Source organism: Streptomyces eurythermus (assembly GCF_014649115.1).
In the GTDB taxonomy this organism is placed as follows: domain Bacteria; phylum Actinomycetota; class Actinomycetes; order Streptomycetales; family Streptomycetaceae; genus Streptomyces; species Streptomyces eurythermus.
Map to the genome: position 1 here is coordinate 479105 of NZ_BMSK01000004.1, position 12084 is coordinate 491188.

Sequence of the window (12084 nt, forward strand, 5' to 3'; positions counted from 1 at the left end):
GCTTTCCTCCTTTGCTGTGCTCACTGCCTGGTGCCGGCTCGCAGCACCAGCGCCGAGTTCGACCCCATGAGTCCGCGGCTGAGCACCAGGGCCGTGCGCGGTTCGGCGACGCGGGCGTGGCCGGTCACGAGGTCGAGGTCGTGGCAGACGTCGAAGACGTTCGGCGTCGGCGGGATCAGGCCGTGCTCCATCGCCAGCACGGCCGCTGCGGTGTCCAGCACGGGGGCCGCGCAGTAGCCGCGGCCGATCCCGGTCTTCGGCGCGGTGACCGGGACCCGGGCGGCGTGCGGACCGAGGGCGTCGGCGAGCGCCAGCGCCTCGGCCCGGTCGGCCTCCGGCACCCCGAGGGCGTCGGCGAAGACGACGTCGATCTCCTCGGGGGCGCACCCGGCCTCCGCCAGGGCCTGCCGGATGGCGTGCGCGAGGCCGTCGCGGGACTCCGCCCAGCGGGAGGCGCCGGTGAAGGTGGCCCCGTGGCCCGCGACGACGGCCCGGATGCCGGCGCCGCGGTCCTCGGCGGTGCCCGCCGCCTCGATGACGAGCATGGCGCCGCCCTCGGCCGGCACGAATCCGCACGCCCCCTCGGTGAAGGGGCGGTAGGCCCGGGTGGGGTCGGTCTCCCGGCTCAGTTCCGCGTAGCCCAGCTGGCAGACCATCGAGTACGGCGCGAGCGGCGCCTCGGTGGAGCCGGCCACGATCACGTCGGTGCCGCGGCGCACCGCCCGGGCCGCGTGGGCGAGGGCGTCCAGTCCGCCGGCCTCGTCGGAGGCGACGACCGAGCAGGGCCCCTTGAAGCCGCGGCGGATGGAGACCTGGCCGGTGCTGGCGGCGTAGAACCAGGCGATGGACTGGTACGGCCCGACGAACCGGCTGCCCTTGCCCCACAGTCGCTGCAGTTCGCGCTGGCCGAACTCGCCGCCGCCGGATCCGGCGGCGGTGACCACGCCGATGGAGTACGGCGCGTCCGGGATGCAGGACGGCGCCAGCCGGGCGTCGTCCAGCGCGAAGTCGGCTGCGGCCATGGCGTAGTGCGTGAACCGGTCGGTCTGGACGAGGAAGCGCTCCTCGATGGTGGCCGCCGGGTCGAAGGCGCGGACCTCACCGGCCACCTTCAGGGGAAGGTGCTCGCAGCCCTCGCGGGTCACCCGGTCGAGGACGCTGAGGCCCTCCTGGGTCGCCTTCCAGAAGGTGTCGGTGCTGGTGCCGTTGGGTGCGACCACCCCGATGCCGGTGATGGCCGCCTGCCGGTCCTTCGGTTCGCTCATCGTGTGTCCTCACTCCCTCGGCCGGGTCAGGATCACCGCGGACTGGAAACCCCCGAACCCGCTGCCCACGGACAGCACGCTGGTCAGCTTGCGTTCGCGGGCGACGCGCGGGACGTAGTCCAGGTCGCACTCCGGGTCGGGGATCTCGTAGTTCGCGGTCGGCGGTACGACCTGCTTGGCGAGGGCCAGCACACAGGCGACCAGTTCGATGGCGCCGATCGCCCCGAGGGAGTGCCCCACCATGGATTTGATGGAGCTCATCGGGGTGTCGTAGGCGTGGTGGCCGAGCGCCCGCTTCACGGCTGCCGTCTCGTGGCGGTCGTTCTGCCGGGTGCCGGAGCCGTGCGCGTTGACGTAGTCGATCGCCGTGGGGTCGAGCCGCGCCTGGCCGAGGGCGGTCTCGATGGCCCGCGCCATCTCCAGGCCCTCCTTGGTCAGGCCGGTCATGTGGTAGGCGTTGCCGAAGGTGGCGTAGCCGCCGAACTCGCAGTACACATGGGCACCGCGGGCCCGGGCGTGCTCCAGCTCCTCCAGGACGAGCACCGCGCCGCCCTCGCCCATGACGAAGCCGTCACGGTTGTTGTCGAAGGGCCGGGAGGCGTGCGCGGGATCGTCGTTGTTCGGGGACGTGGCCTTGATCGCGTCGAAGCAGGCCATGGTGATCGGGGATATCGGGGAGTCCGAGGCCCCGGCGACGCATATGTCGGCCCGCCCCTCCTGGACGGTGTGGAAGGCGTATCCGACGGCGTCGAGTCCGGAGGTGCAGCCGGTGGAGACGGTCTGTACCGGACCCTGTGCGCCGAAACGTTCCGCCACCGCGGAGGCCACGGTGCTCGGCGAGAACGCCCGGTGCAGCTGCGGCTCCGCCTCGGTGTGGTCGACGTCCCAGCGCTGCCCTCGGTGGCTGACCAGGACGTAGTCGTGCTCCAGGCGGGTGGTGCCGCCGACGGCGGTGCCCAGGGAGACACCGACCCGCCAGGGGTCCTCCCGGGCCAGGTCGAGACCGGAGTCCCGGACCGCCTCCTCCCCGGCGACCAGGGCGAACTGTATGTACCGGTCCGCCCGCTGGATCTGTTCCGCGTCCAGGCCGTGCGCGGCGGGGTCGAAGTCGCACTCGGCGGCGATCCGGGACCTGAGCCCGGCCGGGTCGAAGAACGTGATGCCCCGCGTCGCGGTACGGCCTTCGGCCAGCAGGTCCCAGAACGCCGGTACGCCGATCCCGCCCGGAGCGACGACGCCTATGCCGGTGACCGCCACGCGCCGGGTCATGAGCGGACCTGTTCCCGGCCGGCGGGCTCGGCGACGGCGGTGGCCAGGGGCTGCGCCGTCTCCTCGGTGTCGACGTGGCCGAGGGCCGGCCGCGGGGCGAGCGGGCCCAGGTGGAAGACGAGGCGCGCCTCCACCTTGCCGACGTTGCGGAACCGGTGGCGCATGTTGATGGGGATCATCAGCCCCTGCTCGGGCCGCAGCGGGTGCGGCTCGCCGTCCAGGTCGACCTCCAGCTGCCCGCACAGGACGTAGACGAACTCCTCGGAGTAGGGGTGGTAGTGCTCGCCGATGCGGTCGCCGGGCTGGACGATGGCCACCCCCATGAAACCGCTGGTGGCGCCCACCGTGCTCGGGGTGAGCATGGCGCGCAGATCACCGCCGCGCCGGGTGTTGGGCTCGATCTCGCTCAGGTCCACGATCTTCGGAAGGGGTTTGATCACGGTGTTCCTCCGTTGGTTGGGCCGGCCCGCGGGGGTCAGGCGTCGGGCGAACGGCGGTCGGTGACGAGGTCCATGCCGACGGGCTCGCCGTCCAGCAGTGCCTCCAGCCCGGCCGGGTGTCCGGGCTCCGGCGGGGCGCCGGGGCCGGGGCGTACGTCGAGCAGCCGGACGACGACGTCGTCGCGCTGGAAGATCGTGCTGCGCAGCACGGGGCTGTCCGGGTCGTCCGCCGCCGCCTCGTCCCGCTGGGCGAGCAGCTCCGCCAGCCGCATCCCGGCGCCCGGCCGGGCCGGGTAGTACCGGGCCAGCCGCTCGCCCTCGGTCAGCTCGTCCGCGGTGACGTGGTGCACGGCGGGCAGCGCCGCCCGGGTGAAGAACACCCGCGCGGACTCCTGGTCGTTCAGGTCCCGCTCCTGCTCCAGATAGGGGTTGATGGCCTCCTCCACGGCCCGCACCTCGGGCTGCCGGGCGACGTGGCGCAGCGCCGCGAGCAGGTCACCGCGCACCTCGATGGCCCGCACCACCCGGTTGCCGTGCATGAACAGGGAGGTCCGGCACAGCCGGGTGGTCTCGTCGACCCGGGCCCGGGGCGAGGCGTAGTCCGCCAGGATCCGCTTCACCTCCGCCTCGCTGCCGGGCCGCACCGTGAAGGTGAGCGCGTGCCGGATCACCCCGTCACCGATCCGGGGGGACGCCTGGAGCCGGCGGCGCTCGGCGGAGACGGCGGCCTCTCCCCCGGTCTCGCGGACGACGTGGAAGCGCAGCGACCGGGTGTCCCGTACGCAGCTGTGCAGCGGCTCCACCATCCGCACGTGCTCCTCGCTGTTCACCCAGGTGAGGAACGGCGGGGCGCTCTCCCACTCGCTGGTGATGAGCCATTGGGAGGGGTTCTCGATGGACTGGCACAGCTGGTCGCTGACGTGGCCCGGGACCTGCGCCACCTGGTTGCACAGCTGTTCGTAGGCCTCCAGGAACTGCTGCTGGGCGCCGTCGTGGACGTCCACCAGGAGGACGACCCGCAGGCGGGAGCCGTCGAACACCGACTGGGAGACCCGCTTCGACACCTGGCGCGTCGAGGGGGCCGAGGGCTTTTCCGACAAGGTGGTCATGCTGCGCACATCTCCTTCACGGGGGCAGAGGCACGCCGGCCGCCGAATGACGCGACGTCAGCGCTTCTTGATCCTGTGCCGCTTGTGCCGGGTCGCGCGACTCGCGTGAACCACGCGGGTGATTGAGCACGCGAAAGCCGTCCCACAGGGCACACAAACACCGATGCGCCCCGCATCCCGAACCTTCGCCTCTGGAGCCCTGATGCAGCAGAAAGCCGATCACCGGGTGCCCGTCCTCGTCGTGGGCGGCTCCCTGGTGGGCCTGTCCCTCTCCCTGTTCCTGGGCCGTCTCGGCGTACCGCACATGCTCGTCGAGCGGCACTCCGGGACCTCGATCCACCCGCGTGGCCGCGGCAACAACCTGCGCACGATGGAGCTGTTCCGGGTGGCCGGCATCGAGCCGGACATCAAGGCGGCGGCCTCGCTGCTCGCGGACAACCACGGCATCCTGCAGACCCCCACGCTGGCGGGTGACGCCGGGGAGTGGCTGTTCCGGCACATCGACCCGGGTGGCGGACTCGCGAAGTTCAGCCCCACCACGTGGTGCCTGTGCAGCCAGAACGACCTGGAGCCGGTGCTGCTGAAGGGGGCCCGGGCGCTCGGCGGCGACCTGCGCTACTACCACGAGCTGGAGTCCTTCTCCCAGGACCCCGAAGGAGTGACGGCGTACGTCCGGGACCGCGACAGCGACGAGCTGTACACGGTCCGCGCCGACTACCTGGCGGCCTGTGACGGCCCGCGCAGCCCCGTGCGGCGCCGGCTCGGCATCGGGCAGAGCGGCCCCGGCGACCTGTTCGCCAACGTCAGCGTCACCTTCCGGTCCAAGCTGCTCGCCGAGGCCGTCCGCGACCGGCACTTCATCTGCTGCTACCTCACCAACCCGGAGGCCGACGGCGCGCTGCTGCCCGTCGACAACAAGGAGCACTGGGTCTTCCACGCGCCCTGGCACCCCGAGCACGGCGAGCGGCTGGAGGAGTTCACCGAGGAACGCCTCCAGCGGCACATCCGGCTGGCCACCGGGGTGCCGGACCTCGACGTCGAGATCACCGGGAAGGCGTCCTGGCGGGCGGCGGAACGGGTCGCCGAGCGGTACACGGCCGGCCGGGTGCTGCTCGCCGGGGACTCGGCCCACGAGATGTCACCGACCGGCGCGTTCGGCTCCAACACCGGCATCCAGGACGCGCACAACCTGGCCTGGAAGCTGGCCGCCGTGCTCGACGGCTGGGCCGGGCCCGAGCTGCTGGAGACCTACGACACCGAGCGCCGGCCGGTCGCCCTGGCCACCAGCGCCCGCGCCTCGGCGCGCTCCGTGGAGCACAGCCACCCCGGCTTCGCCCCGACCCCGGGCGTCGGCGGCGGCCCGCGCAGCGGCATCCTCCCGGTGGTCCTCGCCTACCGCTATCTGGAGGGCGCCGTCCTGGACGCCGACCCGGCCCAGCCGGTCGTACCCGACGGGGTGCGGCTGACCGCGGACCCCGGCAGCCGGGCTCCGCACCTGTGGCTGCGGCGGGCGGGCGAACGGCTCTCCACGATCGATCTCTACGAGCGCTCGCTGGTCCTTCTCAGCGACGCCGGCTCGGCGGCGGGCGCGGCCTGGGGGACCGCCGCGCGGCGCGTCGCGGACACGGAGGGGGTACGGCTGGAGGCGTACCGCGTCGGCGCCGGCCCGGACGCCGACCTGACCTACGACGGCGAGGGCCCCGGCGGCGGCACCGACTGGGCGGCCCTGCACGGCACGACGGCCGACGGCGCGGTGCTCGTCCGCCCCGACGGCTTCGTGGCCTGGCGCGCACCCGGCACCGTGGCAGACCCGGAGGCCGAGCTGCGACGGGTGGTGGGGGCGGTGCTGCGCCGGGCGTGAACCGACCGGAGACGTACCGCGTGGCCACCGGTCCGGACACCGACCTCGGCTACGCCAGCCAGAGCCCCGGCGGCGGCCCTGCACGGCACGACGGCCGACGGCGCGGTGCTCGTCCGCCCCGACGGCTTCGTGGCCTGGCGCGCACCCGGCACCGGCGACGGGTGGTGGGGGCGGTGCTGCGCAGAGGGTAGGCCGACGGACGGCACGCCGAGGGTCACCCGTACCGGTGGTGCGGGTGGCCCTTACGGCGCAGCCGGCGGGGGCGCCGTCAGATACGGACCTCGACGGTCTTGGCGAGGCGGTCGTGCAGGCCGCGGCCGTCGCGGTCCCAGATCAGCGCGGGGACCGCCAGGCACAGCAGGACGGTGCGCAGCAGGGCGCGGCCCGGGCTGACCGTGCCGGTGCTCAGGGCGACCACCCGGATGCCGAAGAGGCGCTTGCCGGGGGTGCAGCCGACCGTGCCGACGGTGAGCGCGCTCAGCACGAAGAACACGCCCAGCGCCCAGTTGCTGGTGAGCGCCCCGTTGCCGTGCGTGATCAGGCCGTATGCGATCAGGACGCACAGCGCCCAGTCCACGGCGAGCGCGCCGAGCCGCCGTCCGGGCCGTGCGATCGAGTTGGGCCCGTCCTCCGGGAGCCCGAGCTGCTCGCCCCGGTAACCGAAGTCGGCACCCGCCTCTTCCATGGCCGCGCGCGGGCCGGAGAGCCACGATCCGATTGCCTGCCTGTTGTCCACGCGTCCACGGTACTGTGCCCGGTTTCGGACACTACGCGCAGGGGTGTGCGGGGGCTACGGTGGACACGTGACCGGTTAACGTCTGCGAAACAAACGGGTCACGCCCGAGAAATCACCCGTCCCTAGGGTCGAGACCACCGTGTGCCACCGCACTGGCCGCACGAACGATCTACCACCCCGGCGAGGACGGTCGGGAGTAGGAGGAGCTGGATGTTCCAGAACGCCGACGAGGCCAAGAAGTTCATCGCGGACGAGGACGTCAAGTTCGTCGACGTCCGCTTCTGCGACCTGCCGGGCGTCATGCAGCACTTCACGGTGCCCGTTGAGGCGTTCGACCCGGACGAGGAGCTGGCCTTCGACGGATCGTCGATCCGCGGTTTCCAGGCCATCCACGAGTCCGACATGGCTCTGCGTGCCGACCTGTCCACGGCCCGTGTCGACCCGTTCCGCCGGGACAAGACCCTCAACATCAACTTCTTCATCCACGACCCGATCACGGGCGAGCAGTACTCCCGTGACCCGCGCAACGTGGCGAAGAAGGCGGAGGCGTACCTGGCGTCGACGGGCATCGCCGACACCGCGTACTTCGGTCCCGAGGCCGAGTTCTACGTCTTCGACAGCGTACGTTTCGCCACCTCGGCGAACGAGTCCTTCTACCACATCGACTCCGAGGCGGGTGCCTGGAACACCGGCGCCCTGGAGAACAACCGCGGCTACAAGGTCCGCTACAAGGGCGGCTACTTCCCGGTCCCGCCGGTCGACCACTTCGCCGACCTGCGCGCCGAGATCTCCCTGGAGCTGGACAAGCAGGGCCTGAAGGTCGAGCGCCAGCACCACGAGGTGGGCACCGCCGGCCAGGCGGAGATCAACTACAAGTTCAACACGCTGCTGGCCGCCGCCGACGACCTCCAGCTCTTCAAGTACATCGTGAAGAACGTGGCCTGGCGCAACGGCAAGACCGCGACCTTCATGCCGAAGCCGATCTTCGGTGACAACGGCTCGGGCATGCACGTGCACCAGTCGCTGTGGAGCAACGGCGACCCGCTGTTCTACGACGAGGCCGGGTACGCGGGCCTGTCGGACATGGCCCGCTACTACATCGGCGGCATCCTCAAGCACGCCCCGTCGCTGCTGGCCTTCACCAACCCGACGGTGAACTCCTACCACCGCCTGGTGCCGGGCTTCGAGGCGCCGATCAACCTGGTGTACTCGCAGCGCAACCGCTCCGCCGCGATGCGTATCCCGATCACGGGCTCCAACCCGAAGGCCAAGCGCGTCGAGTTCCGCGCGCCCGACTCCTCCGGCAACCCGTACCTGGCCTTCTCGGCCCTCCTCCTCGCGGGCCTGGACGGCATCAAGAACAAGATCGAGCCGGCCGAGCCGATCGACAAGGACCTGTACGAGCTGGCTCCCGAGGAGCACGCGAACGTCGCCCAGGTCCCGACCTCGCTGAACGCCGTCCTCGACGCGCTGGAGGCCGACCACGAGTTCCTCCTCCAGGGCGACGTGTTCACGTCCGACCTGATCGAGACGTGGATCGACTTCAAGCGCACCAACGAGATCGCGCCGCTCCAGCTGCGTCCGCACCCGCACGAGTTCGAGCTGTACTTCGACGTGTGACGGTCCCCGCGCCCACCCGAGGCCCCGCCGCTCCCCGTGAGCGGCGGGGCCTCGGTCTTTCCGGGGCGCTGTGCAACCTTTCCCGGGGCTCAGGCTTCCTATTGTCGGAGGATCATGCCTCCGCGGTGCCGGACGAGGAAGGTTGCACGGGGTATGGCGGAACAGGACGACTGGGAGCGCGAGTTCGATCACGCGTGGGTGAACTCGGCCGAGCACAAGGAGCCCTCCGCGCGGGCCCGGATGCTCGCCGCGCGGTGGAAGGAGAACCCGCCGGAGCCGGCGCCCTTCCGTGCCGACCCGGACCCGGTGGGCCCGCGCCGGTCCTCCTGGGTGTCGACGGCCGTGGTGCTCGGCTGCGTGGCCGCGGTGATCGTGCTGTTGGGGTACGCGCAGATGCGCTCCTCCTACTGATCCCCTCCCCTCCCCGGGGCGCGGCGGGTGCACACTGGACAGGCGGGGGCGAGTGCCCGACTGCGGGGTGATGCGAGATGCGGAGCCGGTTCCAGAGCGATCGGCGGCTGACCGTGCGGATGGGCCTGACGCTGTTCCTGCTCGGGCTGCTGTACGTCGGCTTCGTCGCGGCGCTGATCGTGCTGCTGAGGTCCTGGGTGCTGGTCGCCGTCCTGGTCGGGGCGCTGTTCGTGGCCCAGTTCTGGTTCTCCGACCGGATCGCCGTGTTCGCGATGCGCGCCCGGCCCGTGGCGCGGGAGGAGTATCCCGAGCTGCACGCCGTGGTCGACCGGCTGTGCGCGATCGCGGACCTGCCCAGGCCCGTGGTCGCCGTGTCCGCGATGGACATGCCGAACGCGTTCGCGACCGGGCGCAGTCCCGATCACGCCGTGGTGTGCGTGACCACGGGGCTGCTGCGCCGGCTGGAGCCCGCCGAGCTGGAGGGCGTGCTCGCGCACGAGCTGTCGCACGTCGCGCACAAGGACGTCGCCGTGATCACGGTGGCGTCCTTCCTCGGGGTGGTCGCGGGCCTGGTCGTACGGTTCGCCTTCTACTCGCAGATCTTCGGCGGGGGCCGCCGGGACCAGAACACGGCCATCGTCTTCGCCGCCGTCCTGGGCGTCTCGGCGGCCGTGTACGCGCTCAGCTTCCTGCTGATCCGGGCGCTGTCCCGGTACCGGGAGCTGGCGGCCGACCGCGCGGCGGCGCTGCTGACGGGGCGGCCCTCGGCGCTGGCGGCGGCGCTCACCAAGGTCTCCGGGGAGATCGCGCGCATCCCGACGAAGGATCTGCGCACGGCCCAGGCGTTCAACGCGTTCTACTTCACCCCGGCGACCGGCCGGGAGCCCGGCATCGAGCGCTTCTTCTCCACCCACCCGCCCCTGGGGCAGCGGCTGGAGCAGCTGGGCCGGATCTCGGTGGAGCTGGGCGAGGCCGCCGGCCCGGGGAAGGCCGGCTGACCGGTGGGGGTGAGCCGGTCTCGCGAGCGGGCCGGCCGGGCCGGCGGAGTCCGATCGGGCGAGGCCGGGCGCCGGTGGGCCGGGCGCTGGTGCGGGTGGGCCGGGCGGGCGCACACGGGAACGGTCCGCCGGACGTGGGCCGCCGGGCGGGCGAGGTCCGCGGACCGGACAGGCGCGGCCGGCCGGGGCACGCGCGGGCGGAGGTGAGCTGATCGTGCGGTTGCTGGACGTTCTGCTGGGGCGTACCCGGCCGGTCGCGCCCGATCTCGACCGGCTGTTCGCGCTGCCGTCGGCCGCGGTGACCCTGGAGGCGGCGACCGGTCTCACACCGGCCGGGAGCGGGGCGGTGTGCTTCGCCACGGCGGAGGGGGCGGCCTTCGAGCGGATCCACCGGGAGGTGCGGGCGCTGCTGGACACCGACCGCGACCGCACCGGCCCGGCGGTGGAGCCGTACCGGGACGGCTACGGCTACTCCTGGCTGGTCTCGCGGCGCTCCCCCGGACAGCTGCCGCAGCTCGTGGCCGATCTGCACGCGGTGAACAGCTCGCTGGAGTCGGCCGGCTTCGGCCCGCTGCTGCTGTGCTCGCTGGTGTCCTTCACGGACGGCGCCGAGCGGCGGGCGGCGCTCGTGTACCTCTACAAGCGCGGCACCTTCTATCCGTTCGCCCCGCTGCCCGGTGCGGCCGAGCGGCGGGACACCGCGCTGGAGCTGCGGCTGAAGGCCGTCCTCGACGGTGATCTGCCGGTAGAGCCGGATCTGGGCCGCTGGTTCCCGGTGTGGGGCGCCCCCGGCCTGTGACGGCCGGGGGCGGCCCCGCTCGTTCACCGCGTCTTCTACCGCTCCTGCCGGCGGGCCTCGAAGGGGCGCTCGCGGCGGTAGCGGCGCTCCCAGCGGGCCTGGCGGTCCCGGCGCTCGCGGTACGCCCGGTAGCTGTCCGGAGGCGTGCCGGGGGCGGCGCCGGGCGGGATGGTGCCGGGGGAGCCGCGGCCGTGCGTCGCGTACAGATACAGCAGCGCCACCGCGGCGAGCCACCAGAGGTGGTTTCCGATTCCGAGGATCACCAGGACCACGGTCCCGGTCGCGAGAATGCCACGCATGACGGACCTCCGTGGGGTGAGTCGGGGGAAGCGGAGCGTGTCTGTTCCGTCCCCGTACGTACAGCGTAGGGAGGGCGCGATCAGCGGCGCATCCCGTTTTCCGCGCGCCCCGAGGCGGTGCGCGAGGGGTTCGCGCGGGCACGGAAGGGCGCCGTGAGTGAATGGCCCGCATGGACCGACTCTCCACCTTCACGCACGCGTACGACGGTGAACGCCTCAGCGGGGCGGGCGCCGGACCGTCCGGCCGGGCCACGGCGCTGCTGCTGCACGGCGCGGGCAACGGCAGCAAGGAGCGACTGCTGCCGTTCCTCGCCGACTTCGCCGGCCGGGGCTGCCGCGCCCTCGCCTTCGACTTCTCCGGGCACGGTGAAAGCACGGGCGAACTCGCGGAGTTGAGCCTGCGCCGCCGCTATGAGCAGGCGGTGGCGGTGCTCGACGCGCACGCCCCGGCGGACGATCCGCTGATCATCGTCGGGTTCAGTATGAGCGGGCAGACGGTCGCGGATCTCCTGCGGCACTACGGGCGCCGGGTCGCGGCCGTGGGGCTGTGCGCGCCCGCGGTCTACGGCCAGGACGCCTGGAACGTGCCGTTCGGCAACGGCGACAGCCGCTTCTCGGAGCTGATCCGCACGCCGGACAGCTGGCGGGACTCCCCCGCCCTAGAGGCGTTCCGCTCGTACACGGGCCGGGCGGTGCTCGCGGTGCCGGGCCACGACACGGTGATCCCGGCGGCGGTCACCGAGGCCATACAGGAGGCGCTGTCGGAGCGCTCCCGGTTCTCCCGCCTCGACCTCCCGGACGCCGAACACATCCTCGGCCTGTGGTTCCGCGACCACGACGGGGACCGGCGGGAGTTCGTCACGCGGCTGCTGGCGGGCCTGGACGGGCACGCGGAGGCGCCCCTTCGCTGACGGTGCCGGGTGCCCTCCCGTCGGCGCGAGGGCACCCGGCACACGGCTCACCGCGAGTAACGCATCAGCGCCCGCACCATGTGACACGTGGTGTCGGAGGGCGGCCGCATGCCGATCCGCTCGGCCGTGCCGCGGATCGTCTCGTCCCGGGCCTGGTCCGGCAGATAGACACCGGAGTCGAGCAGGGCTATGGCGAGGCGCATGGCCTTCAGGCGCCGGTTGTGCGTGACGTACCACTGGCGCGGCCGTCCGGCCGGCAGCGGTCGCTTCACCTCGGGCTCGTAGGGCGAGTCGAACAGCACGGGGTGCTCGGCGGTGGACTGGGTCGGCAACGGCTTCGGCTTGAGGGCGGCAGCGGGCACAGGC

At 72.6% G+C, this 12084-nt stretch carries 13 protein-coding genes; 6 read left to right on the plus strand and 7 right to left on the minus strand.

The features are described 5' to 3' along the window. Positions 1-20 precede the first annotated feature (20 nt). The 4 genes from IE251_RS10055 to IE251_RS10070 are packed head-to-tail and all read right to left on the minus strand — an operon-like array spanning position 21 to position 4083. Positions 21-1265, minus strand: a complete 1245-nt coding sequence (locus IE251_RS10055; protein ID WP_189752543.1) for a ketosynthase chain-length factor — start codon at positions 1263-1265, stop codon at positions 21-23. A 9-nt stretch (positions 1266-1274) separates the two neighbouring features. Further along, positions 1275-2534, minus strand: a complete 1260-nt coding sequence (locus IE251_RS10060; RefSeq protein WP_030783113.1) for a beta-ketoacyl-[acyl-carrier-protein] synthase family protein — start codon at positions 2532-2534, stop codon at positions 1275-1277. Then, a complete protein-coding gene (locus tag IE251_RS10065; protein WP_229896677.1) occupies positions 2531-2974 on the minus strand; it encodes a cupin domain-containing protein in 444 nt (147 codons plus the stop codon). The genes IE251_RS10060 and IE251_RS10065 overlap by 4 nt, the downstream gene beginning before the upstream one ends. 35 nt (positions 2975-3009) lie before the next feature. Continuing rightward, entirely contained in the window at positions 3010-4083 is a 1074-nt protein-coding gene (locus IE251_RS10070) for a SchA/CurD-like domain-containing protein (RefSeq protein WP_189752544.1), read from the minus strand. A gap of 202 nt (positions 4084-4285) precedes the next feature. On the opposite strand from IE251_RS10070, the gene IE251_RS10075 reads away from it, so the two are divergent. Further along, entirely contained in the window at positions 4286-5944 is a 1659-nt protein-coding gene (locus IE251_RS10075) for an FAD-dependent oxidoreductase (RefSeq protein WP_189752545.1), read from the plus strand. A gap of 268 nt (positions 5945-6212) precedes the next feature. Here the strand turns inward: IE251_RS10075 and IE251_RS10080 are convergent, their stop codons facing one another. Then, on the minus strand, positions 6213-6680 hold the full coding sequence (locus tag IE251_RS10080) for an RDD family protein (RefSeq protein WP_189752546.1): 468 nt from the start codon (positions 6678-6680) through the stop codon (positions 6213-6215). Positions 6681-6890: 210 nt separating this feature from the next. On the opposite strand from IE251_RS10080, the gene glnA reads away from it, so the two are divergent. The 4 genes from glnA to pspAB all read left to right on the plus strand — a co-directional run bounded on the left by glnA (position 6891) and on the right by pspAB (position 10508). Continuing rightward, positions 6891-8300 carry a type I glutamate--ammonia ligase gene (gene glnA / locus IE251_RS10085; RefSeq protein ID WP_189752547.1) on the plus strand — a complete coding sequence of 470 codons (1410 nt, stop codon included), beginning with the start codon at positions 6891-6893 and terminating at the stop codon, positions 8298-8300. Positions 8301-8453: 153 nt separating this feature from the next. Then, positions 8454-8711, plus strand: a complete 258-nt coding sequence (locus IE251_RS10090) for an SCO2583/SCO2584 N-terminal domain-containing protein (protein ID WP_189752548.1) — start codon at positions 8454-8456, stop codon at positions 8709-8711. Between the two features lie 77 nt (positions 8712-8788). Beyond that, the gene (gene htpX / locus IE251_RS10095; RefSeq protein ID WP_189752549.1) at positions 8789-9709 is read left to right on the plus strand and encodes a zinc metalloprotease HtpX; all 921 of its coding nucleotides are present in this window, start codon (positions 8789-8791) and stop codon (positions 9707-9709) included. 214 nt (positions 9710-9923) lie between these two features. Continuing rightward, entirely contained in the window at positions 9924-10508 is a 585-nt protein-coding gene (gene pspAB / locus IE251_RS10100; protein ID WP_189752550.1) for a PspA-associated protein PspAB, read from the plus strand. Positions 10509-10543: 35 nt separating this feature from the next. Here the strand turns inward: pspAB and IE251_RS10105 are convergent, their stop codons facing one another. Continuing rightward, positions 10544-10807, minus strand: a complete 264-nt coding sequence (locus IE251_RS10105) for a hypothetical protein (RefSeq protein ID WP_189752551.1) — start codon at positions 10805-10807, stop codon at positions 10544-10546. A gap of 170 nt (positions 10808-10977) precedes the next feature. Between IE251_RS10105 and IE251_RS10110 the strand changes: the two genes are divergently transcribed. Then, positions 10978-11718, plus strand: coding sequence for an alpha/beta hydrolase (locus IE251_RS10110; RefSeq protein ID WP_229896678.1), 741 nt, complete (start codon positions 10978-10980; stop codon positions 11716-11718). A 47-nt stretch (positions 11719-11765) separates the two neighbouring features. Here IE251_RS10110 and IE251_RS10115 read toward each other — a convergent pair whose 3' ends face one another. Then, positions 11766-12080, minus strand: coding sequence for a hypothetical protein (locus IE251_RS10115; RefSeq protein WP_189752553.1), 315 nt, complete (start codon positions 12078-12080; stop codon positions 11766-11768). Between the last annotated feature and the right edge of the window lie 4 nt (positions 12081-12084).

Coding starts and splice junctions, on each gene's coding strand:
- IE251_RS10055 (WP_189752543.1), bottom strand. CDS start 1,265: ATGAGCGAACCGAAGGACCGGCAGGCGGCCATCACCGGCATCGGGGTG.
- IE251_RS10060 (WP_030783113.1), bottom strand. CDS start 2,534: ATGACCCGGCGCGTGGCGGTCACCGGCATAGGCGTCGTCGCTCCGGGC.
- IE251_RS10070 (WP_189752544.1), bottom strand. CDS start 4,083: ATGACCACCTTGTCGGAAAAGCCCTCGGCCCCCTCGACGCGCCAGGTG.
- IE251_RS10075 (WP_189752545.1), top strand. CDS start 4,286: ATGCAGCAGAAAGCCGATCACCGGGTGCCCGTCCTCGTCGTGGGCGGC.
- glnA (WP_189752547.1), top strand. CDS start 6,891: ATGTTCCAGAACGCCGACGAGGCCAAGAAGTTCATCGCGGACGAGGAC.
- IE251_RS10090 (WP_189752548.1), top strand. CDS start 8,454: ATGGCGGAACAGGACGACTGGGAGCGCGAGTTCGATCACGCGTGGGTG.
- htpX (WP_189752549.1), top strand. CDS start 8,789: ATGCGGAGCCGGTTCCAGAGCGATCGGCGGCTGACCGTGCGGATGGGC.
- IE251_RS10105 (WP_189752551.1), bottom strand. CDS start 10,807: ATGCGTGGCATTCTCGCGACCGGGACCGTGGTCCTGGTGATCCTCGGA.
- IE251_RS10110 (WP_229896678.1), top strand. CDS start 10,978: ATGGACCGACTCTCCACCTTCACGCACGCGTACGACGGTGAACGCCTC.